Source organism: Sorangium sp. So ce321 (assembly GCF_051530195.1).
Lineage (GTDB): Bacteria > Myxococcota_A > Polyangia > Polyangiales > Polyangiaceae > Sorangium.
Genome location: NZ_CP150329.1, coordinates 5,663,063 through 5,686,212, shown reverse-complemented (window position 1 = coordinate 5,686,212; position 23,150 = coordinate 5,663,063). Strand labels below are relative to the sequence as shown.

Genomic DNA, 23,150 nt, shown 5'->3' with positions numbered 1-23,150 from the left:
TCGCCCGCTACTGCAGCTTCTCCCTGATCTTCCCCACCGTCCGCTCGATCAGCTCCTCCTGCTCGCGCTTGCTCCGCAGCGCGGCCTCCGCCGCCGCCCTCGCCTTCCGCTCCTCCTCGGTGGCCTTCACCTCGGCCTGGCGCGCCTCGGCCTCGGACCGCTGCGCCGTGTCCCGCGCCGCCTGCGCCTCGCCCGCCGCCACGCGGGCGCGCTCGGCCTGGGCCTCGGCGCGCTTGCGGGCCTCCTCCGCCTCGCGCTGCATCTGCTCGGCCCACCGCCGCTCTGCCTCGCTCTCCTGCCGCGCCCGCTCCGCCGCGCTCCGCTGCGCCTCCTCGCTCGCGAGCGCCTCCTTCAGCGTGTCCTCTTTCCTCCGGATCTCGTCGAGCTGCGCCGTGATCACCCGGTTCTGGCGGGTCAGCTTCACGATCCCCGCCCCCGCCGCGACCGCCACGAGCGACAGCCCCGCGATGACCCCGGAGACGAGCCGGCGCCGCCTCCGGTACGTCTGGTCGGCCAGCCGGAGCACCGCCTCCAGGAAGAGCCGCTCCCGCTCCGGCAGCGCGCCCCGGTAGCGCTCGCGAAAGCCGCGCGCCTCCCTGGCGACCTTGCCGGTCCAGAGCGTGTCCGCGGCGCGGCCGCTCGCGTCCCAGAGCCGGGCCGCAGCGCGCAGCCGGTCCAGGAACACGGCGTCCTCCTGGCTCTCGTCGAGCCAGCGCGTGAGCGTCGGCCACCGCTCGATCAGCGACTCGTGGACGAGCTCCACCGTGCTGCCCGCCCGGTCGTCCCCCTTCTCGATCGCCAGGAGCCGCCCGTCGGCGAGCAGGCCCACCACCCGCTCGATCTCGCCCGGGTCCCCCGGCAGCTCGCAGAGCTCGCCCAGGCTGGCCACCGCCCGCGTCCGCTCCGGCGTCACCAGCCGCTCCAGCACCGCCCGCGCGAGCTTCGCCTGGCGCTCGCTCATCCCGGCCAGCAGCGTGTCGGCGTGGCTCGCCAGGGCGCCGGCCACGCCGCCGATCGCCTCGTAGCTCGCCCGCGTGAGCAGCCGGCGCCCCCGATCCCGCATCTCCCAGAGCCTCGCCGCCGTGAACTGGAGCAGCGGCAGCGCCCCGCGCGTCGTAGAGAGCGCGTCGAGGATGCCCTCGACCATCGCCGGATCCTCGATCTCGTGCCGCGCCGCCTCCACCGGCTTCACCAGCGCCTCGCGCAGCCCCTCGCGCCCCATCGGCCGGAGGAACACGAGGCCGCGCGTCATCGCCGCCATGAAATGCTCGTGCTCGGTCATCCGCTCGAGGAAGTCGGACCGCACCGACAGGACGACCCGGAGCGGCGAGGAGGCGTCGTCGGCGATGCCCTCGAGGCACGCGAGGAACGCGGCGCGCTCCTCGGCCGGGGCGCCGAGCGTGATGAGCTCCTCGAACTGATCGATGAACAGCAAGAGGCGCCGCTGCGCGCGGCCCGCCCACCCGCGCAGCGCGGCGCCGAGCAGGCCGGGCTCGGCGCGCAGCCGCTCGACGACGGCCGCGCGCGCCGCCGCGCCGCCCTCGGCGGCGAGCGCCTGCGAGTCGGTGCTCAGCGTCACGGCGGGGTGGCTGAACAGGTCCGCGAGCGCGGTCAGCGGCTCGCGCCCGGGCCGCATGACGAGCGCCTCCCAGCCCTCGCCGGAGCGCTTGAGCGCCGGGATCACCCCGGCCCGCACGAGCGACGACTTGCCGACGCCCGACGCGCCCGCGAGCGCGAGCAGCGGCTGGCTGCGGAGGCGCGCGACGAGGCCCGCGAGGTCCTGCGCGCGGCCGAAGAAGCGGTCGGCGTCGGCCTCCTGGAACGACGAAAGGCCGGCGAACGGGCTCTCGTCCGCGCCGAGGTGGAACTCCCGGCGCCCGGGCAGGAGCGGCGAGAGCGCCGCCAGGAGCTCCTGCGCGGAGGCGAACCGCTCGGCCTTCCGCTTGCGCAGGCAGCGGTCGATGAGCGCGCCGAGCGGACCGAGCTCCGGGTGGCGCGCGCCGACCTCGGGCATCGGCTCGTCGAGGCGCGGCACCATGACGAGGTCCTGCATCCGGCACGGCGCGAGCGGGTGCACGCCGAGCACGAGCTCGTGGAGCAGGATGCCCACGGCCCAGACGTCGCTGGAGGCGTCGATCTCCTTCCCCGCCCACTGCTCGGGGGACATGTAAGGCAGCGTACCAACGAACGCTCCCGTGCGGGTCAGGCGCATGTCCTCGGCGGAGTGCTCGCCCGAGAGGCTCGCCTCATCGTCGCGCAGCGAGGCGATGCCGAAGTCGACCACCTTGATCGCGCCCGACGCGTCCAGCATGACGTTCTCTGGCTTGAGGTCGCGATGGACGATGCCGGACGCGTGCGCGCTCGCGAGCGCGCGCACGATCGGGACCACCATCTCGACGGCCAGGCCGGGCGGGACCGGCGCCGTCGACACCCGGGCGGGGGCGTCGGCGGGCCGGCGCTGCTTCATCCAGGCGCGGAAGCTCTGCCCCTCGATGTACTCGAGCACCATGTACGGGAACCCGTCGTGCTCGTTCACCTCGTGGATCGTCACGATGTGCTCGTGCTTGCAGCGCGCGGTCGCCTGCGCTTCGACGAGGAAGCGCTGGACCCCGATCCGGCTCAGCTTGGTGAGGAGCTTGATCGCGACGAGGCGAGCGAGCCGGAGGTCGCGCGCCAGGAACACGACGCCCATGCCCCCCCGGCCGAGCTCGCGCAGGAGCTCGTAATGGCCGACGCGGTCGCCGGCCGAAGGCGGCGGGCTGGCCTGCGTGGCCGGCGACGGCGAGGACGGCGGCGGGGAGTCCGCCGTGTTCAAGGTGCGGGTCCTCATATCGGCAGCGCCCGCGGCGACGCCGCCGGCCCTGCCCGGTACTCTATCGGACAGCGTGGCCCTGGGGGACGCTGCGCCGCTGCTCGCCATGATCGCGTCGACCGTGTTCTCGGGCCCTGCGCTGTTCATTGCGGGACGCCTCCCGGGATCGTGCTCGGCCGCGCCGAGCGTCGACCGCGCGGCCCCCGGGCAGCGAGCGCCGTGGGCCGCTTCGCTCCATCCGTACGCGGCGGCGCGATGATCGATGTTCTGTGGAGCACGATGACGACGGCCGTCGCGACGGCGGCAGGATATAACCTTTCCAGTGCACGCCTGTACATCTCTTCCCACGGCGGATCCAGTCCGCTCCCCTGCTGACAGATGGCTTCAGGATGGCATCCCCGGCCCCCGAGCGTCGCAGGCCTCTGACGACACATGCGCACGCCAGCTTACGTTGCAGGAGCCCCTGCGCAAATGTAGTCTCAACATGGTCGTGCGCTCGCCGTGTCGCTCGCGGCATGCGCTCACGCGCCAGGCGAGCCTCGACGGGTGCGCGGTCGGAGGGCCCGCGGGTGCCGCGGCGGCGAGGCGCTCGGCGATCGGGACGACGATCCGCAGCCGACTCGCCCGCGTCGCCCGCTCCACGGCGCAGCTCCTCTTGCCGATCGCTCTCGTGGCCCTGTGCGCCGGGCCCGCGCGAGCCCAGGGCTCGCCGCCGCCATGGCACCAGGGGGTCTCCGAGGAGCGAAAGCAGAGGGCACAGGCGCTCTTCGAGGAGGCGCGGGAGCTGCACCGGCGCGTGATGCTCGCGGAGGCGCGGACGAAGTACGAAGAAGCGCTGGCTTCCTGGGAGCACCCCGAGCTCCGGCTCTACCTGGGGCGGGTGCTCGCGAGCATGGGACTGCCGCTCCTCGCCTACGAGAGCCTGAGTCTCTCCTTGCGCTGGGGGCCCGGCTGGCTCGCGCCCGAGCTGGAGCAGCAGGCGCGCGCGGCGATGCGATCGCTCGTGGAGCGGGAGATCGCCGCCGTCGAGATCCAGTGTGATGAGCCGGGCGCCGCCGTGCTGCTCGACGGCAAGCCCTGGTTCGTCGCGCCCGGCACCGGGCGGCGGATGGTCATGCCCGGAGAGCATGTCGTCGTCGCGAGGAAGAACGGCTATTTCACGGTCGTCAGGCCCATCCTCGTTTCCGCCGGCAAAGAGGCCTCGGGCCGGCTCGCCCTCGGCGTCGATGCCGTCGTCACCAGGCAGCGGTGGCCCGCCTGGGTCCCCTGGGCCACGATCGGGGCCGGCGCTGCCCTGGGCGTCGTGGGTGGCGGGCTCATGTGGCACTCGGGCACGAGCCATCGATCGACAGACGCGCGCCTCCAGAAAGAGTGCGTTCCTTCCTGCGCGCCGTCCGACAGCGATGAGTACGGTGCCAGCGTCCTCGAGAACCAGCTGGGCATCGGCGCCCTCATCGCCGGCGGAGCGACGGTGGTCACGGGGACGGTCCTGCTCTTCCTGAACAGGCCACAGTCCTACCGCACGGAGGATCCCGGCGGCGTGAAGCTCGAGCTCCGGCCCGCCGCGTCGCTCGGCGGTGCAGGGCTGTCGGCCCGGCTCGTTTTCTGATCCCGCGGAGTCGCCGCGACCTTCGTCAGGCAGAGGGCGCGGGAATCGCCGGGTCGGCCGGCGCAGGGTCGGCCGCCTGCGCGGCGTCGTACGCTTCGAGCGCGCGCGCCGCGCGGCGGAGCAAGAGGGCGTGAGCGAGCGAGACCGCCACATAGGCGTAACAGACCTCGATCTGCGCGATCTGGTCGGAGCCAAAGACCGGCTCGAGGATCGGCACGACGGCCAGCGCGGCGCTCAGCACCAGGTTGTGCCAGATGGCCCAGCGCGCGGCCGAGCGCGTGGACGCGATCGCGCTGGACGCGCGGCGCACCATGGCCTGGCCGGCGATCAGGAGCTTGACGGCCACAACGAGGCCGGTCGGCCCCGACAGGACGAGCACCGCCAGCAGCAGCGTCAGCGGCCCGCGCCCTGACCGAGAGATCTCGGCATCGACGAGGAAGAGCATGCCGAGCAGCGCGGCCAGGCCTCCTGGCACCACCATCTGGCCGAGGAGCAAGCTGCTGAACGACGCGGCGCGGACCACGAAGGGCGGTGAGCCGCGCTTCCACGTCGGCACCGCCACGCTCCGGTAGACGCCCGCGCCCTGCGACACATGGCCGTCCTGCACGACGCCCCACGCCCGGCGCCCGCTGACGCGCAGGGCGATGTAAGCGCACAGCGGAGCGAACAAGGCGAGGGCAGTCAGGGTCAGGATCATCAGGAGGGCTCCGGATCCTGAAGCATATACGAAGTCGCCCTGGAAAACCGATCACGTTGATCGAGCGAGAACCGAACCGCCAAGGCGCCAAGATATTGTCTTCTTCTTGGCGTTCTTGGCGTTCTTGGCGTTCTTGGCGGTTCGAGATTCTGCTCGTTTCAGGCGGGTTCGACCCGTTTGTTGCCCCAGTCGATGCGCCTTCGAGGGTACCGGCTGCGCCTCACGGGCTCCGCTTCCCCTCCCGCGGCAGGATGCCGTACTGCTTGAGCTTGAAGGTGAAGGTGCGGACAGGCATCCCGAGGAGCGCCGCCGCCCGCTTCTGGACCCCGTCCGCGGCGTCGAGCGCCTGACGCATGCGCGCGCACTCGATCTCCCGGAGCTCCTCGGCGATCGGCTTGAAGCGGGCGGGCTCCGAGGCGGGCAGCGCCGAGGTGTCCGCGGCCGGCCGCGGCGGGACGTCGAGCCCGGCGATGCGCTCGGGCAGGCTCCACGGCTCGATCACGGGGCCGTCCGTCGTCGCCGCGGCGTACTCCATGGCGTTCTTGAGCTCGCGCACGTTGCCGGGGAACGGGTGCGCGAAGAGCGCGGCGAGCGCCGCCTCCGAGAGATCGAGCGCGGCCCGACCGGTCCGGGCGCACGCCTCGGCGAGGAACAGCCGGGCCAGGATCGGCAGCTCACGCCGCCTGTGCCGGAGCGGGGGCAGCTCGACCACCGCGGCGCTCAGGCGGAAGAGCAGGTCCTGACGGAAGCGGCCGGCGAGGACCTCGGCCTCGAGATCGCGGTTCGTGGCGGCGACGATGCGGATGTCCACCTCGCGATCGCGCACGTCGCCGAGGCGCGTGATCCGCTTCGCCTCGAGCGCGCGGAGCAGCTTGGCCTGCACGCCGAGGGGCAGCTCGCCGATCTCGTCGAGGAAGACGGTGCCGCCGTGCGCCCGCTCCAGCAGGCCGGGCTTCGACGCCCGCGCCTCCGAGAAAGCGCCCTTCTCGTAGCCGAAGAGCTCGCTCTCCACGAGCGTCTCGGGGAGCGCCGCGCAGTTGAGCGTGATCAGCGGCTTCTGGGCCCGCGCCGACCAGTGGTGCACGGCGGTGGCGGCGTTCTCCTTGCCGGCCCCCGTCTCGCCGAGGACGAGGACGGGCAGATCGCTCGCCGCGAGGCGCCGGATCAGCTCGAAGAGCCGGATCATGGCCGCGTCGGCGACCACGATGGTGCGCTCGCCGATGACGTACTGGACGGCGGTCTCCGAGGCGGAGGCGATCGACCCGGGAGCGGCGATCGACGCGGCGGTCCGCGCGCCCGCGAGGAGCGTCTCGGTGTCGCCGCCGTCGAACGGGTAGGAGGCCAGGCCGGCGCGCGCCTCGGGGGCCAGCGGCGCGATCGCCTCGAGCAGCTGGAGCACCGCGGCGCGCGCCGCCTCTCCGCCGAGCTCGGGGAACCCGATGGCCAGGTGCGAGCCGCCGTCCCAGGCGACGATGTCCATGAGCCGGAGCACCGAGAGCGCCCGCTGCGCGAGGGTCGTGCGCATCTGCACGGCGCCGACGGACACCACCGCCAGGCCGAAAGGCCGCGCCGAGTCGGCCGCGCGCTCGATCTCCTCCTCGACGCGCCGGCGCAGCTGGCCCATGTCGATCAGCGCGCTGCCCCTCGACAGCGGCTCGCGCCGGAGCATCAGCGTCGTATCGCCGATGGCGACGACATCGCCGGAGCCGAGCGTGCGCGAGCCTTCGATGCGCTCGCCGTTGACGACCGTCCCGTTGTGGCTGCCGAGATCCGTGATCCGGATCTCGCCCCCGGAGACGACGATCTTGGCGTGCCGCCGGGAGACCGCGGCGGTGTCGAGCCTCACGTCGGCGTCGTCGCTGCGCCCCACGATGAGCTCGCCGTCGTCGGGGAGGGCCCGCCGGTACGACGAAGAAGCGCCGATGACGAGCAGGTATGAGCTGATCCCTCGGCTGTCCAGGGACGCCCGCAGGTCGAACGTCTGAGTCGTCAACGGCGATCGCGGAGAGCCGCTCATGAGACCAAGACTAACCCTGAACCCCTCGCACATGCAAGCTGCGCGCCTCTCGCCTCACGGTAGGGTTACAGCGATGTCAGCAGCATGGAGTTCGCTCCCCTGCCCCGGAACATTCGCCTCGCGCGCCTGTCAAGAGCCCAGTTCAAGGAGGTACTCGTCATGGCTGAAGCTTTTCACATGGGCGGCTGGGGCATGTATCCGACGCTCGTCTTCGGGCTCTTGCTCCTCGCTGCGTCCGTCCGTTACGCCATCTCACCCGAGCGGCGGTTCGTGCCGCTCCAGATAAGCCTCGGGATCCTGACGCTTGTATCCGGCGGTCTCGGCTTCGTCAGCGGCACCATCAAGTCGCTCACGTTCATCGGCGCGGTGCCGCCCGACTCGCGCTGGCTCTGGATCGTCGGCCTCGGCGAGTCGCTCAACAACGTCGGCCTGGCGCTCGCGCTCCTCGTCCTCTCGTCCCTCGCCGCCACCGTGGGGGCTTATCGCTTCTCGCAGGCGAACCCTGCTTCCTGACGGCCGCGCGCGCCGCGCGCTCAGGCCACGCGCTTCGACGCGATGATGTGGCGGAGGGCCTCGCGCAGGTTCCTCCGCGTGTTCAGCAGGCTCGGGTCGAAGTCCATCTCCAGCAGCGCATCGGCGACGAGCGGCTTGATCCCGGTGACCACGCACTCGGCGCCGAGGAGCCGGACGGCGCTCGCCGCGGCGACCAGATAGCCGAGCGCCTGGCCGTCCATCGCGTGGATCCCGGTGACGTCGATGATCACGTGGTCCGCCGATCGCTCGGCCACCGCCTCGAGCAGCTCGCTCATCAGCTGGGCGCTGCGATCGCTGTCCATGACGCCGACCACCGGGAAACAGAGCACGCCGCTCCAGACCTCGATGACCGGCGTCGACAGCTCGCGCAGCGCCGCGCGCTGGAGCTCGATGGTGGCGCGCTGGTCCTCGACCCTCTCCACGTAATCTAGGCTCCGCCGCCGCTCCACCGCGAGCGCCTCGATGAGCGCGTTGATGTCCTGCTGGAGCCCCGAGAGCGGGTGTCCCTCCGGAAGCGCCTCGTCCCACCGGACGTCGAGCGCGCCCTCGCGCGCGTCCGCGAGGACCCTGCGGAGCTCACCGACGAGGCCGCGGATCTCGCTCTCGCGAAGATCGTCCGGCGACACCCCGGGACGCTGGCTCATGGCGCTCTGGACAGGCGTTGCGCGGCCCCGTCAGCCTCTCCCGGCGGCTCGCTCCAGGGGCCTGCCCGGCGATCGCGTCGGGGGTCACGTCGGGGGCACATCGCGCGCACGAGATCGGGTGTACCTCGTTTCTGGAATGCGTGGCAATAAGGAAAGACAAATTACTTTGTATGCGAACGCGCGCCGGCAGGGCTAGGATCGCTGGGCGGCGGCGGCAGCGGCGACGGCGACGCGGCGCTCGATCCCGAGGAACAGGACCGGGAAGAGGAGCGTGAAGGCGATCGACAGCGCGGCCACCGTCGGCATGCCGTCGAGGCGCCGGTCCGGGAGCTCGTGGAGCATCCGCGCCGACGCGAACGAGGCGAGCGCGGCCGCCATGTGCTGCACGGCCGACTGGATCGAGGTGAAGCGCGCGCGCTCGGCGGGGCGCGGCACCTTCGATGTGAGCGTGTTGTACGAGACGTTGCGGAACGTCATGCCGAGCATGAACACGATGAAGATCCAGAGCACGGGCAGCCCCGGCACGTACGAGAAGAACCCCGCGTAGAGGACGGCCGCGAGCACCGCCGCCCCCACCGTGCCCGTCTGGAACGAGCCGAACCGATCGACGAGCGGGCCCACGGCGCGCATCGCCGCGAAGCTGACGAGGCCCCCGACGAAGTAGAGCAGCCCGAGCCGCTCGCGCGGGTACCCGAGGTTGTACTGCACGTACGCGGAGATGTTGGGGATCACCAGGAACGACGCCACGGTCACGATCGCGGTCGTCGCGAACGAGAGCATCACGATCGGCCGGCCGATGAGGGCGCGGAGCTCGCGCAGCGCGCCGCCCGACGGCCGCTCGCCGGCGAGGTGGCCTCGCATCGAGGGCAGGAGGAAGATCGCGAGCCCGGCGACGAGCAGGCCGAGCGCCGCGACGGCGAAGAACGGCAGCGGAAAGCCGCCGCGCCGGGCGAGCTCCAGCCCGGCGGGGATGCCGAGCACCGAGGCGACCGAGAAGGCGCCCATCACGACGCCCATCGCCTTGCCGCGCCGCTCGGGCGGGATGACGTCGGCGACGATGGAGAACGAGACGGACGTCGCGGGCCCGCCGAACGCCCCGGCGAGCACGCGCGCCGCCATGAGGCTCGGCAGGCCCGTCGCGAGGCCGCCGGCCGCGGTGCCGACGACGAGCCCGAGCATCGACACCGCGAGCGCGCTGCGCCGGTCGAACCGGTCGAGGAAGAACGCGCCCGCGAGGCCCGAGACCGCGGCCGCCGCCGTGTAGCTGCCGCCGATGAGGCCGATCTGGGATATCGAGATGCCGAGGGCGACGGCGAAGTCGGGCCCGAGCGGCATCACCATCACGAAGTCGAGGATGTTGATGAACTGGACCGCGGCGACAAGGAAGATGATGCTGCGTTCGGATCGCTGGCTGGGCACGATCGCCGACTCTACCATCGACCGCTGTGCCTCGATGGTTGCTTTCGGCGCAACACCACGTTGCGCGGCGGCGCCGTTGTCCATCTCGCAACCACACCTTACGATGCCTGCCATGGATCGCCGCACCGCCCTCGGAATTCTGGCCGTCGCGCCCGCCGCGCCCGTCGTCGCCGCGTGCGCCCGCACCGAGCCCTCGCCCACCAGCACCGAGGAAGCGGCGCTCGCCGCGCAGGACGTCGTCCGCGACGTCGCGCCGCTCGGGTCCCCGTGGGAGACGCTCGACCCGTTCCTCTTCTGCGTCCACCACGACGACGCGTACCCGGCCGGCAACGAGCGTATGGGGCCGGCCGCCTCGCTCGCCGGCCGCGCCATCGGGCGCGATTTCGCGGGCAAGGACGGGTGGCGCATGTACCACGGCGACGTGGTCCCCGGCTTCCCGCAGCACCCGCACCGCGGCTTCGAGACGGTGACCGTGGTGCGGCGCGGGCTCATCGATCACGCGGACTCCCTCGGCGCGGCCGCGCGCTACGGCCGCGGCGACGTCCAGTGGCTCACGGCGGGGAGCGGCATCGTCCACGCGGAGATGTTCCCGCTGGTGGAGCGCGACGCGCCCAACCCGCTCGAGCTCTTCCAGATCTGGCTCAACCTCCCGCGCGCGGACAAGCTCGCCGACCCGCGCTTCGTGATGATGTGGGGCGACACGATCCCGCGGCAGCTCGTGCGCGACGCCGCGGGCCGGTCGACCGAGATCACGGTCGTGGCCGGCCGCTTCGGCGAGCTCCGCCCGCCGGCGCCGCCGCCGCGGTCGTGGGCGGCGCGCGCGGACGCCGACGTCGCGATCTGGACGCTCAAGATGGCGCCCGGCGCGCGGTTCGCGCTGCCGGCCGCCTCGCCCGGCACGAACCGCGCGCTCTACTTCTTCCGCGGCAGCGAGCTGCGCGTCGGCGCCCGCCGCGTGCCCGCGGGCCAGCGGATCACGCTGCGCGACGGCGCCGCGGCGCTCCTCGAGAACGGCGCTGACGAGGCCGAGATCCTGCTCCTCCAGGGCCGGCCCATCGGCGAGCCCGTCGCGCAGCACGGCCCGTTCGTCATGACCTCGATGGCGGAGGTCCAGCAGGCCTTCCTCGACTACCGGCGGACCGGCTTCGGCGGGTGGCCGTGGCCGAGCGACGACCCCGTCCACGCTCGCGCGGAGGGCCGCTTCGCGCGCTACCCCGACGGGCGCACCGAGACAGCGGGCTGACGCGCGGCGACAGGCGGCGAGGGAGCGCGAGGGCAGCGCGCACGCCAGCAGCTCCCCGGGCGCCGTATCTCGCCGATCCTGGACCGGAGTCGGCTCGCGCGAGCTGATGGACGAATCTCCCGCTGCTGACTGCGCTTCTTGCCGCGAAGCGCTGGAAACGAGCCGAGAAGGTGGCCGCGACGACCACAGCGGCGCTGTCGGGCATACGGCGTGCATCGCTGTCCGCGATGCCGTTCCAGGTCGCCACGTTCAACGCCGGGCTCGCCGTGGGGGTGCTGCCGTACGCGACGGAGCGGGTGCCGCGGGTCATCGAGGCGCTCGCCGGGGTGGACGTGGATCTCCTGTTCGTGCAGGAGTTCTGGCTCGACGCCCACTGGGATCTGCTGCGCCGAGCGCTGGAGTCGCGGCTGCCGTACGCGCTCCGGCCGGAGCCCGCGCACGCGGCGGCGCACGGGGCGTGCAGCGCCTCGCAGGTGAGGCCGCTCGTCGCGTGCGCTGAGGCGAAATGCGACGGGCTCACGGACGAAGCGCTCGCGCGCTGTGTCGTCCAGAACTGCGCGAGCACCGCGCTCGCCCTCCCCACCCCGTGCCTCAACTGCATCGCGAGCCACCCTGTCGGCACGATCCACGAGATCGTCGACCGGTGCGTCGGGGAGCCCACCGCGTCGCAGGCGTCGCCGGCGGGCCGGTCGTCGCGCTATGGCGGGCTCATCGCCTACGGCGGCTCCTTCGGCACGGGGCTCCTCGCGCGCACGCCGCTCGAGGATCGCGACATCCTCGTGTTCGAGTCGACACTGAACGCCCGCGGCGCCCTGTACGCGCGCGTCGCGGCGCCAGGGCTCGGCGATCTCCACGTCTTCGCGGCGCACCTGTCGCCGGGCGGCGCGGAGCAGCCGCCCCAGGTCGAGCGCCTGCTCGCCTGGGTCGACGAGAAGGCCGGCGGCTCCCCGGCGCTGCTCCTCGGCGACCTCAACACCACGCCCGGCTCATCGCTGTTCCGGCGGCTGGAGGGCGCCGGCTTCCGCGACGCGGACGTGCCCGACCGCCGCGGGACCTTCTCGCACGACGGGCTCGGCACGGGCGACGTGGGGGACTCGGGCTGGCGGCTCGACCACGTGCTCCTGCGCGGCCTCGACGCGCGCCTGCGCGTGGGCCGCATCCTCGACGCGCCGGTCACGATCAGCGCCGAGGGTCGTCCGGTCCGGACGACCCTGTCGGATCACTTCGGCGTCCTGGGCACGATCGGCGAGCGCTGACGCGGGGCGCTCGCGAGCGGCCCTGGGCGGGAGTCCTTGGTTCCGCCGAGGTGCCGAGGGGGATCGAGACGTTGGGCGGATAGGAAGGTGGAGAGGGAGAGATTCACAGGGAGGCGGGGAGGCGGGGAGGCGAGAGCCGGGATCAGTCGTTCGAACCAGCAGTCGCAGCGCCGGCTGTTTCGGGTTGCGTCGATGCGGGGCGGCTGGCGGTGCCGGAGATACCCGCAGTCGAGCATGACTCCCTTGTAAGTCACCGGCAGCGGCCGTTGTCTGGCGAAGCTCAAACCGGTAAGCGACAGTTCATGGCACAAGCATTGTTCGTAGGCGGACTCCAGAAGCCCGGGACCGAGGTGGCGATGCACCTCGATGCACGCTCCGGGGACTCGCTCGGACAGATCCCACAATCTCCCTATCGCCAGCTCTGTGTTCATACCCGTATGTCGACGCGGGACCAGACCCAGTTGCACGGAATCGACGTCCCCGGCACCCGCCCTGCGAATGAGCGACATGGAGGCAGCCGGCCCCGAGCGACCGCGAACGATGGTCCCCATCTCTCGCCTCGACTCTTTCTTCTCTCGCCTCCCCGCCTCCCCGTGTACTCTCTCTTTCTCTGTCTCCCGCCGAGCAAGCCGCTGCAGACCGGCAGGACGATCGCCCGCGCGCGGCTCCCCTCCTCAGGGCTTCCGCGGGCACCTGCCCGCCTGCGGCGCCGTCTCGAGCTCGAGCTCGCGGACACGGCCGGGCTCGCCAGAGTCCAGCTCGAGCCTCATCACCATGTTCCCGCCGCGCTCGCACGCGAGCCGGAAGGCGTGCTCCTGCTCTCCATCCGCGTCGACCGAGCCGCCGAGCCTGCAACGCCCGTGTCGCTCTCGCAGGTCCTGGAGCTCTTGCTGGACGGCGCCCGCGTCGGCGGCCCGCGAGAACACCTGCTGGAGCGGCGTCCGCCGCTGGCCAGTCGCGAGCGCCACCACCTGCTCCGCCGCGCGCTTCATCGCCTCGGTGGGGGGCGCGACGGCGCTGAAGCGAAGCGTGTTGATCCTGGAAGTCTCGGTGTCGAGGGTGAGCTTCGCCACCATGCGCCCCCGCTCGCAGGCCATCGCGAAATTCGCCGCGCGCGGCCCCTTCGAGGAGAGCGCCGCGCCGGGCTTGCAGGCGCCGTGGTCCTTCCGCAGGCGCTGGACGATCTCCTCGAAGGCGGCTGGCGACACCCGATCGAGGAAGCTCCTGGCGAAGAGCTCCTCGTAGCGCGCCGGATCGAAGCGCTCGTAGAGGGCGACGGACGCCTGGAAGGCCGACTCCAGGCGAGGGCTCGGCCGCTCCCTCCGGGGCGCGGTGACGCCGGCCTGCCGGAGCGCCGCGCGCACCTTGCCGAGCAGCGCCTCCCTGTCGGTCTCGCTGTAGCTCGCCAGCAGCACGAGCCCCACGCCGGCCCGCGGATAGAGCTCCACCCACGCGGAGTATCCGTCTGCAGCCCCGCTGTGCCGGACGACCTCCTCGTCCTCGCAGCTCTCGTGGACTTGCCAGGCGAGCCCGATCGCGCTCGCCCGCGCGTCGACCGCATGGCGCCCTTCGTCGCTCGCCGGCTCGACCGAGAGGCGCGCCGGCCGCGCCGCCGTGTGGGCCTCCCGGATCGAGCTCCGCCGGAGGGGGCCTGTCTCCTCGCCGCTGCGCGGCGGGTAGGCCGAGAGCTGGAACGAGGCATAACGTGCCATGTCGCGCACCGAGGAGTAGAGCCCGCCGGCCGCCTCCGACGCGCCGAGCCGCCAGTGGGACTCCGGCTTCAGCTTGCCGTCCTTCTTGACGTGGCCTGTCGCCATGCGGCCAGGCGGGACGGCGCTGTCGTCCCATACCGAGGACGACATGCCGAGCGGCGCGAGGATCGTCTCGCTCACGTAATCGCGGTAGCGGCGCCCGGAGGCGCGCTCGACGACGAGCCCGAGGAGCGAGAACCCGAAGTTCGAATAGACGTCCTTCGTCCCGGGAACGTACTCGAGCACCGTGCCCGGCACCGCCGCGCGGACCTCGGCGGCGGTGACCTCGCGTGTCGCGTCCGTGTAATGGAATCTCCCGAGCCGCGGCAGCCCCGAGGAGTGGGTGAGCAGGTGGCGGATCGTGATCCGCGGCGAGTCGGCGGTCGGATAGACCACCTTCGCGAGCTCCGGGAGGTAGCGCGCCGCGGGGTCGTCGAGCGAGAGCTTGCCCTCGTCCCGCAGCCGCAGGATCGCCGTGGCGGTGAGCGTCTTCGTGATCGAGCCGACGCGGTAGACCGTATCGGCGTCCGGGACCGCCCCTGTCGCCGGGTCGCTGGCGCCGAATCCCCGGGAATACGCGAGCTCGCCGCCGATGACGACGCCGAACGAGAGCCCCGGCACCTTCTGCCGCGCGAGCTCGGCGGCGAGGTGGGCCTCGATCTGCGGGATGACGGCCTGGAGCTTCGCCTTGCGCCCGGGGTCGTCGCTCCACGACGGCGGCTCCTCCGCGACGAGGAGGGGCGCGTCCGTCAGCGCGGCTGGCGGGGCGGCCGGCGGCGCGGCGGGTGCCGCGGGAGCGAGGGCCGGCCGCGGCGACGCCGCCCTCGGCGCGGCGGGCGGGCTCGCGCCCGCGGCGCAGTGGCTGAGGGAGAGCAGGAGCGGCAGCAGGGCGGCGCGGCGCATGGGCGGGGCGCCGAGGCTATCACCGGTTCACCGGCGGGCAGCTGTGACCCCACCCCATCACCCCCGGAGCGCCTCGGCGCCCCACGCGAGCACCGCCTTCACGCGCGCGTTGCCGCGCATGTCCGCGTGGCAGACGCCCCACACGTCGCGCGCGGGCAGCGCCAGGCGCGGGAGCACGCGCACGACGCGCGGCTCGAAGCCCTGGAACGCGATCGGCATCAGCGCGAGGCCGAGCCCCGCGGCGCACGAGGCGACCAGCGCCGTGGTGCCGGTGGTCGTGACGGCGAAGCGCTCGGCCGGCACCCGGCGCAGGAGCCAGCGCATCTCCGGCGTGCCCGCGAGCGACGCCTCGAAGCCGACCCAGGTGTGCGCCGCGAGATCTGCGCTCCCGCGCGGCCGGCCCGCGCGCTCGAGGTACGCCTCCGAAGCGAAGATCCCGTAGGGCATCGCGCCCAGCCTGCGCGCCACGAGCGAGCCCTCCCTGGGCCGCGCCACGCGGAACGCGACGTCCGCCTCGCGGCGCGCGAGGTCGACGACGCGGTTGTCGCTGGCCAGCACCAGCCGCAGCCCCGGGTGGGCCGCGCGCAGCGCGCCGAGGCGCGGGACGAGCACGTACGTGGCGAGCCCGTCCGGCGCGCTCAGGCGGACCGACCCCTCGAGCTGCGCGTCGACGCCGCGCACCTCGCGCTCGGCCGCGACGAGCTCCGCCTCCGCGCGCTCGGCGCGCGCGACGAGCGCCTTGCCCGCCTCGGTGAGCGCGAGCGCGCCGCGGCGCCCGCGCACGAGCCGCGCGCCGAGCTCCTGCTCCAGCGCCGCGACGCGGCGCCCGATCGTCGTCGCCGCGACGCGCATCGAGCGCGCCGCGGCCGCGTGGCTGCCCCCGCGCGCCACGAACAGGAGGGTGCGCACGTCGTCCCAGCTCGGCATCCGTGCATCATCGCACGTTCGTGCTGCAGGAACGTGCGATGACGCAGCCCCCTCCCGGGCCCATGCTCCGGCGCATGAGAGCGATTCACCTGATCGATGGGCACGGCCCCGAGGCGCTCACCCTGGTCGAGCTCCCGGACCCGGTGCCCGGGCCCGGGGAGGTCGTCGTGCGCATGCGCGCCGCCTCCCTCAACAACCGCGATCTCCTCCTGATCGACGGCACCTACGCGCCCTTCCGGCGCCCCTTCATCCCCCTCTCCGACGGCGCCGGCGAGGTCGTGGCCGCCGGCGCGGGCGTCGCGCGGGTCGCCCCCGGCGACCGCGTGGTCCTCTCCTACGTGACCGGCTGGGTCGCGGGGGGCCCTACCGACGAGCGCGTCGCCCGCCGGCTCGGCGGGCCGGACGACGGCGTGCTCGCCGAGCTCGTGCGCGCCCGCGCCGACGCTGCCGTCCGGGTGCCCGCGGGCCTGAGCGACGAGGAGGCGGCGACCCTCCCCATCGCCGGCGTCACCGCCTACCGCGCGCTGTTCGTCGAAGAGCGCCTCGCGCCGGGGCAGTCGGTCGCCGTCCAGGGGACCGGCGGCGTCGCCTCCTTCGCCATCCTGCTCGCGAAGCAGGCCGGCGCGCGGGTGATCGCCACGACGCGCACGCGCGAGAAGGTCGGCCGCGCGCGCGACCTCGGCGCCGACGAGGTGATCGCGCTCGACGAGCACCCGGCCTGGGACCAGCGCGTCCTCGAGCTCACCGGCGGCCGCGGCGCCGATCGCGTGATCGACGTCGCCGGCGGCCGCGGGCTCGACCGCTCGATCGCCGCGTGCCGCACCGGGGGCACCGTGCACCTCGTCGGGTTCCTGGACACCCGCGAGGCCTCGTTCGACCTGACGCTCGCCATGCGGCGGGTCGTCACCCTGCGCGCGGCGTCCGCCGGCAGCTGCGAAGATCTGGAGGGCCTCGTGCGGGCGCTCGCGTCGGGGAGCCTCAGACCGCCGGTCGATCAGGTGATGCCGTGGACCGAGGTGCGCGCCGCCGTGGCGCGGATGCGCGAGCGGCGGCACGTCGGCAAGATCGTCCTGCGGTTCGGCGCCGACTAGCAGCTCGTCACTCGAGGACGAGCTGCGGCGGCGAACCGTCATGGTCCGTGGCCCAGGCCGAGGAGCGCCGGCAAGCTTGCCGCAAGCGCCTCCGCCCGTCGTATCGTGGGCGCCGTGCGGCCCCGCCCTCGCGCCTCGCCCTCCCGTCCTCGCGAGTACCTCCTGCGTCAGCCGCTGGGCCGCCTCGAGATTCTGGAGCGGCCTCTCGCGGCGGGCCTGGAGAACAGGCTCTCCCGGATGCGACGATGGCGCGGGTCGGTCGTCATGCGCGGGTGAAATACGGCGTGGAGCGTGAACGGCTCGACCTCGAACGGGATCGGTCGGGTCGTGAGCGGGAGCCCCGAGGCGCGGACAATGCGCGCAGGCAGGGTAGCAACGAGATCGGTGTCCGCCGCCAACGAGAGGGCGAGCAGCAGCGACGGCACGCGCGCCCGCACGTCCCGCGCTCGATCAAGCCGCACGAGCGCCCGCTGCACCGACGAGAACCCCGGCACCGAGTTGCCCACGACCACGTGCCCGCACGCCAGATACCGCTCGATCGTCGCGCGCCCGCGCGCGAGCGGGTGCCCACGTCGCGTCACGATCACGTACTCGTCGTCGACGATGGGGCGAAACACGAACTGCTCCAGCCCGTCGAGCTCCACCCGCGGAACGAGCGCCAGATCGACCTCCCCGCGCTCGAGAGCGCCGATAGCCTCCAGCGAGGACTGCACGATGCGCAGCGTCGTCATCGGTCGCGCCTCGAGCTGCTGCACGAGCCACGGCCTCAGCACGACCAAGGTGCCATAATCGGACGTCGCCACGCGCAGCGCGAGCGGCTCGTCCTCGCGCTTCTGGCGGACCATGGGATCGAACACCGCGCGCAACGCCGACAGCGCGCGCTCCACGTCGGGCTGGAGCGCGAGCGCCATGGGCGTCGGCTCGAGGGCACGACCGGTGGACACGAACAAGGGATCGCCGAAGACCTCGCGGAGCCGCGCCAGCGAGCGGCTCATGTTCGGCTGCGTCGTGCCGAGGCGCCGCGCCGCCTGAGTCACGCTCCGCGTCTCGAGCAGGTGGTAAAGCGCGCGCAGCCCGTTGAAGTCGACGTCCTCGATCCGCATCGCCGGCTCATATCATTTTTGACATATCAGGCATCACCCCTATGCATTGTTCGTATGCGATCCCGCGCCGTAGAACCGAGGCATGCGTGATGTTCCTCTCGACGAAGCTCCTTCACTGACGCCGCCCGGGCCGCCCCCCCTGCATCGCTGGACCTCCACGGCCACCCGCGCGTGGCTTCGCCGGCTCGGCGTCGGGCTCGGCGCGGTCGTCGCGCTCGGGGCGGCGTTCGTGATCTGGGCCGGCCTTGGCAGCCCCTCGAAGCTCCCGCGGGTGGAGCTCGCCCTGCCCCCGCAGCGCACCTCCTCGTGGGAGGACGTGTTCGCGCGCGGCCAGCGGGTGCGACTGTGCACCCTGGAGACGGGCGAGGTCAGCGGCGCGCGCTCGATGCTGCTCCGTGGCGACCACGTCGACTTCGATCGAGCCCGCGAGCACGATCCGCTGCCGATCTACGCACATCTCATCCGCCACCCCGCGCGCGGCGACGCGCTGATCGACGCCGGTCTCTCCGCCGCGTTCGAGCGGGATCCGTTCGGCAACATCCGCCCGCCAGCGAGCTGGCTGCACCGGGCGATGGGCACGCGGTTCACGCTCCCGGCGGGGCGCTCGATCGGTGCTCAGCTCGCGCGCCTCGGCTCGCGCCCGCGTCAGGTCTACCTCACGCACGTTCATGGCGATCACACCGCCGGCCTCGTCGAGCTGCCGCGCGACGTGGAGATCGTGACCGGCGCGCACGAGGCCGACGATCTCGCGGGGCGCCTGGGCTACGGGCACTTTGCCGAGGGAGCGACGCTGTCGGAGCTCCCGTTCGCGCGCGGCGTCCCCATGCCGCCGTTCGACGTGGCCATCGACGTGTGGGGCGACGGCGCGCTCTGGGCTCTCCCGACGCCCGGCCACTCGCGCGGTCACATCTCGTTCGTGGTCAACGCCGAGTCCGGCCCGGTACTGCTCGTCGGCGATGCGTCGCATTACGCCTGGGCCTTCGAGCACGGCATCGGCCCGCGCGGTCCCTCGGAGCGCGACGAAGCGGCGGGACAGCGAAGCCTGGATCGCCTGCGCGAGCTCGTCCGCACCCACCCGAATCTGCGCGTCGTCTACGGGCACGACGCGCCCCATTTGATCTGCGATATCTACCCCGCGCCGTGACGGCGTCGAGGCGCGCGGCGCCTGGAGCCTCCTCGGCCTCCACGTCGTGGTGTTCTCCCTGCACCTCTTCGAGGAAGAGCTCCTCTTCGGCCCTCCGGCGCGAGCAAATCGTCGTTGGTGCGGGCAGGCTATTGGATGCCCGTGGAGCGCACGGATGAAGCTCTTGCATACCGCCGAGGCCCACGGCCCGCGCCGACCGGGACGGCTGCCTGCGCCGGGACGGCGAGGCCGGCGTGGCGAGCCCGAAGCGCGCGCTCCTGGGCGCGCGGTAGCCTCTGCCGGAGGCCGCGTCGAGCCATCGCGCGGTCATCGCCGCGTCGCTTCGCGAGGAGGCCGGCTATTTGTCTTGCTCCCGACTCTCGTGCTTCGCCCCGGCGAGCGCCATGCCTGGATCGCGGCATCGCCCGATGGCGGCAGGGCGCCGCGGTCCCCAGGATCCATCCTGGGTGGCGGCGCGATCCAGGGCACAACATCGAGCGATCGTGATCGGATCCGGTTTTGTCGGAGCGGTCTCCGCCTGCCGACATCCACCAGGTAACCGTCATGTCCGCCATCGCAGCAGGACGCCGCGCGCGGTTCCTCGACCAAGCGCGAGGGCGCCGGCGCCCACGTGGCGGCCTCATGCGGAGGGCGGAGGCCGCGGCGCGCAGCGATTTCGCAGCGCGGCCGGCGGTCACGGCGCGCTCTGCCGCCTACCTGGATCACCTGACCTGCCATTGGTCAATTACCTGACCTGCTCGTGTGCGCGCCGGGCCCTTCACACTGCAATGCAACTTCGGCTTGACAATCGCTGCTTTTAGTAAAGACCACTGCCTTACCAGGGCACGAGTCAACGGCCGCCCTGCGATCCGCGGTATCACGCCGGAAGCTCGCTCAGCACGTCCACCGGGCCCTGGAACGGTGGGACCTGTTCAGCTCCGTCATCTGAAATAACCAGCGAGGTAGTCGTATGTCCACATTTGCCTCACATCACTCGGCTGTTTTCCTGGCTCAGTTCGGTTTGCTCTCCATGGCTTCGTGGAGTCTCGTCGGGTGCGGCCCCGAGGGGCCTCTGGACGGTCTGGCCGGAGCTCACGACCATGCCTTCGCCGCCGGCGAGCCCACCGCCGAGGGTGCGGGGCTCGCTGAATCCGCTGAAGAGGAAGCCACCTTTGCTTCGCGCGAGATCGTGCGAGGGCTGTCGTTTCCGATGCGGATCGTCTGGGGGCCAGACGGCTTTCTTTGGTTGACCGAGCGCGTGGGGAAGCGGGTCGTGCGTGTGAGACCGTCGGACGGCCAGAGGACGACCGCGGTCACGATCACGGAAGCGTATCAGTCGGGGGGGCAGGACGGGGTGCTGGGCCTCGCCCTGCACCCGGGTCTGCTCCAGGGCACGGGCAACGATCACGTGTACGTGTCCTACACCTATGACGCCGATCCAGGCTCAGCGGTGAACCGCAAGACGAAGATCCGCCGCTACACGTACAACCCGACGGCCGGGACGCTGGGGAGCCCTGTCGACCTCATCACGGGCCTGCCCGGGAGCGACGATCACAACTCCGCCCGGCTCCTGATCGGCCCCGATCTGAAGCTCTATTACACAGTCGGGGATCAGGGGAACAACCAGTTCAACAGGAAGTGCTACCCGGTCGGCTCGCAGGACCTGCCGACGGCGACCGAGGTCGCGGCGCAGGACTGGTCGAAGTACACCGGCAAGGTCCTGCGCTTGAACCTCGACGGCTCGATCCCGGACGACAACCCGCAGATCGCCGGCACCCGCAGCCATGTCTACTCGTACGGCCATCGCAACGCGCAGGGCCTCACGTTCCGCGGCAGCGCGCTCTATGCGAACGAGCACGGGCCGAAGAGCGACGACGAGCTGAACCTCATCCAGCCCGGCAAGAACTATGGCTGGCCGCACGTCGCCGGCTATCAGGACGATAAGGCTTACACGTACAACAACTGGTCGGCCTCGAGCAGCTGCGCGTCGCTCCCCTGGACCAACGACACGCCCCCCTCCTCGGTCCCCCAGCAGCAGGAGAGCGCCTGGAGCCACCCCGACTTCACGGAGCCGCTCCTCACCTTCTACACCGTCGAGAACGACTACAACTTCCACGATCCGGCTTGCGCTGGCAACGATTACATCTGCTGGCCGACGATCGCGCCCTCGTCGCTCCACCATTACGCCGCTGAGCCCGGCATCCCCGGGTGGGAGGACTCGCTGCTGATGACCACGCTCAAGAAGGGCGCGGTGTACCGGGTGAAGCTGGACGCGGCCGGGGAGCCCGTGGCCGGCGAGGCCGTCGTCCACGTCCAGACCACCAACCGCTACCGGGACCTCGCGCTGAGCCCGGACGGCCGGACAATCTATGTGATCACCGACAGCTCGGGAAACACGAGCGGACCGACAGGCGGGAGCACGACGGCCCTGAGCAACCCGGGAGCGATCCTGGAGTTCACGTACACGGGAACGAACTGACCCGGCGCTCTTCCAGCACCTCCGCGAGGCTCGACGCGACGTCGGCGAGCGCCGCGTCCACCCGGTCCGCGTGCGTCCTGAAGCTCAGGATGCACATCCGCAGCAGGAACCGCCCCCCGGCCATCACCCCCGTGAGCAGCACCCGCTGCTTCGCGTTCACCCGCGCCAGGAGGCGCCGATTCAGCGCGTCGAGCGGCGGCCCTTCATCGACGCCGGGCGGGCGCGCCCTGAACGCGAGGAGCGACAGCTCGGGCTCCGCCACCAGCTCGATATGGGCCATCCGCCGGAGCGCGTCGGCCGCGCCGCGCGCGAGCGTGAGCTTCTCGTCGAGCTCGGCGCGGAAGACGGAGGCCCCGTGCATCTTCAGCGGCAGCCACACCCGCAGCCCGCGCGCGTCGCGCGACAGCTCGGGGCTGATCTCGCAGAAGTCCACGAGGTCGTCCTCGGCCTGCATCGGCGGCATGTACGACGCGGAGAGCGCGTGCGCGCGCCGCAGCGCCTCGCGATCGCGCACCGCGAGGCAGCCCGTCCCGTACGGCAAGAAGAGGCTCTTGTGCGGGTCCAGCGTCACCGAATCGGCGCGCTCTATGCCCCGCAGCGCCGCGCGCCCCCTCTCGGTGAGCGCGAAGAAGCCGCCGTAGGCCGCGTCGACGTGCAGCCAGAGGCGCTCCGCCGCGGCGAGGTCGGCGAGGGCGGGCAGATCGTCGACCGCGCCGGTGCCCGTCGTGCCCGCGGAGGCGACGAGCAGGAAGGGCGAGAGGCCGCGCGCCCTGTCGCGCGCCACCGCCTCCGCCGCCGCGTCGGGCCGCATGCGAAAGCGCCCGTCCACCGGGATCTCGCGCACGGCCTCCGGCGGAAAGCCGGCGAGGAGCGCGGCCTTCTTCACCGAGTGGTGCGCTTCCTCCGAGGCATAGAGGGTCCCTCGCAGGAAGTCCGGCGGGAGGCGATCGCGGCGCGCGGTGATCACCGCGACGAGGTTCGCGAGCGAGCCGCCCGTCGTGAGGATCCCCCCGGAGCCCTCGGGCAGGCCGAGCATGGCGCAGAACCAGGCGATCACGTTCGCCTCGGTCTGCACGAGCAGCGGGGCGGCCTGGAAGACCCCGACATACCTGTTCACCGCGTCGGCGATCAGGTCGGCCACCGCCGCGTGAAAGAGCCCGCCGCCCGGGATATACCCCATGTAGCCGGGCGACGCGGTGTTCAGGCTCATCGGGATGAGCTTGCCGAAGAGCCTCCGGAGGAGCTTCTCGTAGGGAACGCCGCGCTCCGGCAGCGGCTCACGGAGCGAGCGCGCGAGCCGCTTGCCCCCCCGCGTGGCGTGCATCGGCTGCTCCGGCAGGCTCTCGATGTGCTGCACGATGCGGTCCATCGCGAGCTCGACCATCTCGCGCATGACGTCGCCCGGCAGCTCGAGCGGGTGCGGGCCTGGTTGCGGGCGCTTCGGGCGGGCCAACGCGCGCCATCCTACTTCATCGCGCGCTCCGGGTGGCGCCGCGTCGATCTCGTCCGAGCGTGGGGTACGCGCCGCCGCGCGCGCCCTGC

16 protein-coding genes and 1 pseudogene are annotated in these 23,150 nt (G+C 72.4%); 7 read left to right on the top strand and 10 right to left on the bottom strand.

The features are described 5' to 3' along the window. Nucleotides 1-7: 7 nt before the first annotated feature. Nucleotides 8-2,959 carry an nSTAND1 domain-containing NTPase gene (locus WME89_RS20905; protein WP_438010887.1) on the bottom strand — a complete coding sequence of 984 codons (2,952 nt, stop codon included), beginning with the start codon at nucleotides 2,957-2,959 and terminating at the stop codon, nucleotides 8-10. A 508-nt stretch (nucleotides 2,960-3,467) separates the two neighbouring features. Here WME89_RS20905 and WME89_RS20900 point away from each other — a divergent pair. After that, a complete protein-coding gene (locus WME89_RS20900; protein ID WP_438010886.1) occupies nucleotides 3,468-4,421 on the top strand; it encodes a hypothetical protein in 954 nt (317 codons plus the stop codon). 25 nt (nucleotides 4,422-4,446) lie between these two features. Here WME89_RS20900 and WME89_RS20895 read toward each other — a convergent pair whose 3' ends face one another. Together WME89_RS20895 and WME89_RS20890 are read right to left on the bottom strand one after the other, a co-directional pair. Continuing rightward, on the bottom strand, nucleotides 4,447-5,118 hold the full coding sequence (locus WME89_RS20895; protein ID WP_438010885.1) for a hypothetical protein: 672 nt from the start codon (nucleotides 5,116-5,118) through the stop codon (nucleotides 4,447-4,449). 220 nt (nucleotides 5,119-5,338) lie between these two features. Continuing rightward, a complete protein-coding gene (locus WME89_RS20890; protein WP_438010884.1) occupies nucleotides 5,339-7,111 on the bottom strand; it encodes a sigma 54-interacting transcriptional regulator in 1,773 nt (590 codons plus the stop codon). A 183-nt stretch (nucleotides 7,112-7,294) separates the two neighbouring features. Here WME89_RS20890 and WME89_RS20885 point away from each other — a divergent pair, with 183 nt between their 5' ends. After that, entirely contained in the window at nucleotides 7,295-7,648 is a 354-nt protein-coding gene (locus WME89_RS20885) for a hypothetical protein (RefSeq protein WP_438010883.1), read from the top strand. A 20-nt stretch (nucleotides 7,649-7,668) separates the two neighbouring features. Here the strand turns inward: WME89_RS20885 and WME89_RS20880 are convergent, their stop codons facing one another. After that, nucleotides 7,669-8,313, bottom strand: a complete 645-nt coding sequence (locus tag WME89_RS20880; protein WP_438010882.1) for an STAS domain-containing protein — start codon at nucleotides 8,311-8,313, stop codon at nucleotides 7,669-7,671. 192 nt (nucleotides 8,314-8,505) lie between these two features. Then, entirely contained in the window at nucleotides 8,506-9,750 is a 1,245-nt protein-coding gene (locus WME89_RS20875; RefSeq protein ID WP_438010881.1) for an MFS transporter, read from the bottom strand. Nucleotides 9,751-9,835: 85 nt separating this feature from the next. Here WME89_RS20875 and WME89_RS20870 point away from each other — a divergent pair, with 85 nt between their 5' ends. After that, nucleotides 9,836-10,975 (top strand): pirin family protein, encoded by a 1,140-nt coding sequence (locus WME89_RS20870; RefSeq protein WP_438010880.1) that lies wholly within the window; start codon nucleotides 9,836-9,838, stop codon nucleotides 10,973-10,975. A gap of 170 nt (nucleotides 10,976-11,145) precedes the next feature. Next, nucleotides 11,146-12,231, top strand: coding sequence for an endonuclease/exonuclease/phosphatase family protein (locus WME89_RS20865; protein WP_438010879.1), 1,086 nt, complete (start codon nucleotides 11,146-11,148; stop codon nucleotides 12,229-12,231). 218 nt (nucleotides 12,232-12,449) lie between these two features. Here WME89_RS20865 and WME89_RS20860 read toward each other — a convergent pair. The 3 genes and pseudogenes from WME89_RS20860 to WME89_RS20850 all read right to left on the bottom strand — a co-directional run. Then, nucleotides 12,450-12,662: pseudogene (locus WME89_RS20860) on the bottom strand (GxxExxY protein); the annotation flags it as partial. 243 nt (nucleotides 12,663-12,905) lie between these two features. Continuing rightward, on the bottom strand, nucleotides 12,906-14,885 hold the full coding sequence (locus WME89_RS20855) for a serine hydrolase domain-containing protein (RefSeq protein ID WP_438010878.1): 1,980 nt from the start codon (nucleotides 14,883-14,885) through the stop codon (nucleotides 12,906-12,908). 57 nt (nucleotides 14,886-14,942) lie between these two features. Next, nucleotides 14,943-15,812, bottom strand: coding sequence for a LysR family transcriptional regulator (locus WME89_RS20850; RefSeq protein ID WP_438010877.1), 870 nt, complete (start codon nucleotides 15,810-15,812; stop codon nucleotides 14,943-14,945). 74 nt (nucleotides 15,813-15,886) lie between these two features. Between WME89_RS20850 and WME89_RS20845 the strand changes: the two genes are divergently transcribed. Further along, nucleotides 15,887-16,903 (top strand): zinc-dependent alcohol dehydrogenase family protein, encoded by a 1,017-nt coding sequence (locus WME89_RS20845; protein ID WP_438010876.1) that lies wholly within the window; start codon nucleotides 15,887-15,889, stop codon nucleotides 16,901-16,903. 167 nt (nucleotides 16,904-17,070) lie between these two features. On the opposite strand, the gene WME89_RS20840 is transcribed toward WME89_RS20845, so the two are convergent. Then, complete coding sequence (locus WME89_RS20840; protein WP_438010875.1) at nucleotides 17,071-18,006, bottom strand: LysR family transcriptional regulator; 936 nt, start codon at nucleotides 18,004-18,006, stop codon at nucleotides 17,071-17,073. Nucleotides 18,007-18,088: 82 nt separating this feature from the next. On the opposite strand from WME89_RS20840, the gene WME89_RS20835 reads away from it, so the two are divergent. Then, the gene (locus WME89_RS20835) at nucleotides 18,089-19,150 is read left to right on the top strand and encodes an MBL fold metallo-hydrolase (RefSeq protein WP_438010874.1); all 1,062 of its coding nucleotides are present in this window, start codon (nucleotides 18,089-18,091) and stop codon (nucleotides 19,148-19,150) included. Between the two features lie 1,009 nt (nucleotides 19,151-20,159). Continuing rightward, on the top strand, nucleotides 20,160-21,608 hold the full coding sequence (locus tag WME89_RS20830; RefSeq protein WP_438010873.1) for a glucose/sorbosone family PQQ-dependent dehydrogenase: 1,449 nt from the start codon (nucleotides 20,160-20,162) through the stop codon (nucleotides 21,606-21,608). Here the strand turns inward: WME89_RS20830 and WME89_RS20825 are convergent. Then, on the bottom strand, nucleotides 21,586-23,061 hold the full coding sequence (locus tag WME89_RS20825) for a pyridoxal phosphate-dependent decarboxylase family protein (RefSeq protein ID WP_438010872.1): 1,476 nt from the start codon (nucleotides 23,059-23,061) through the stop codon (nucleotides 21,586-21,588). The two genes, WME89_RS20830 and WME89_RS20825, sit on opposite strands and share 23 nt — an antisense overlap. Between the last annotated feature and the right edge of the window lie 89 nt (nucleotides 23,062-23,150).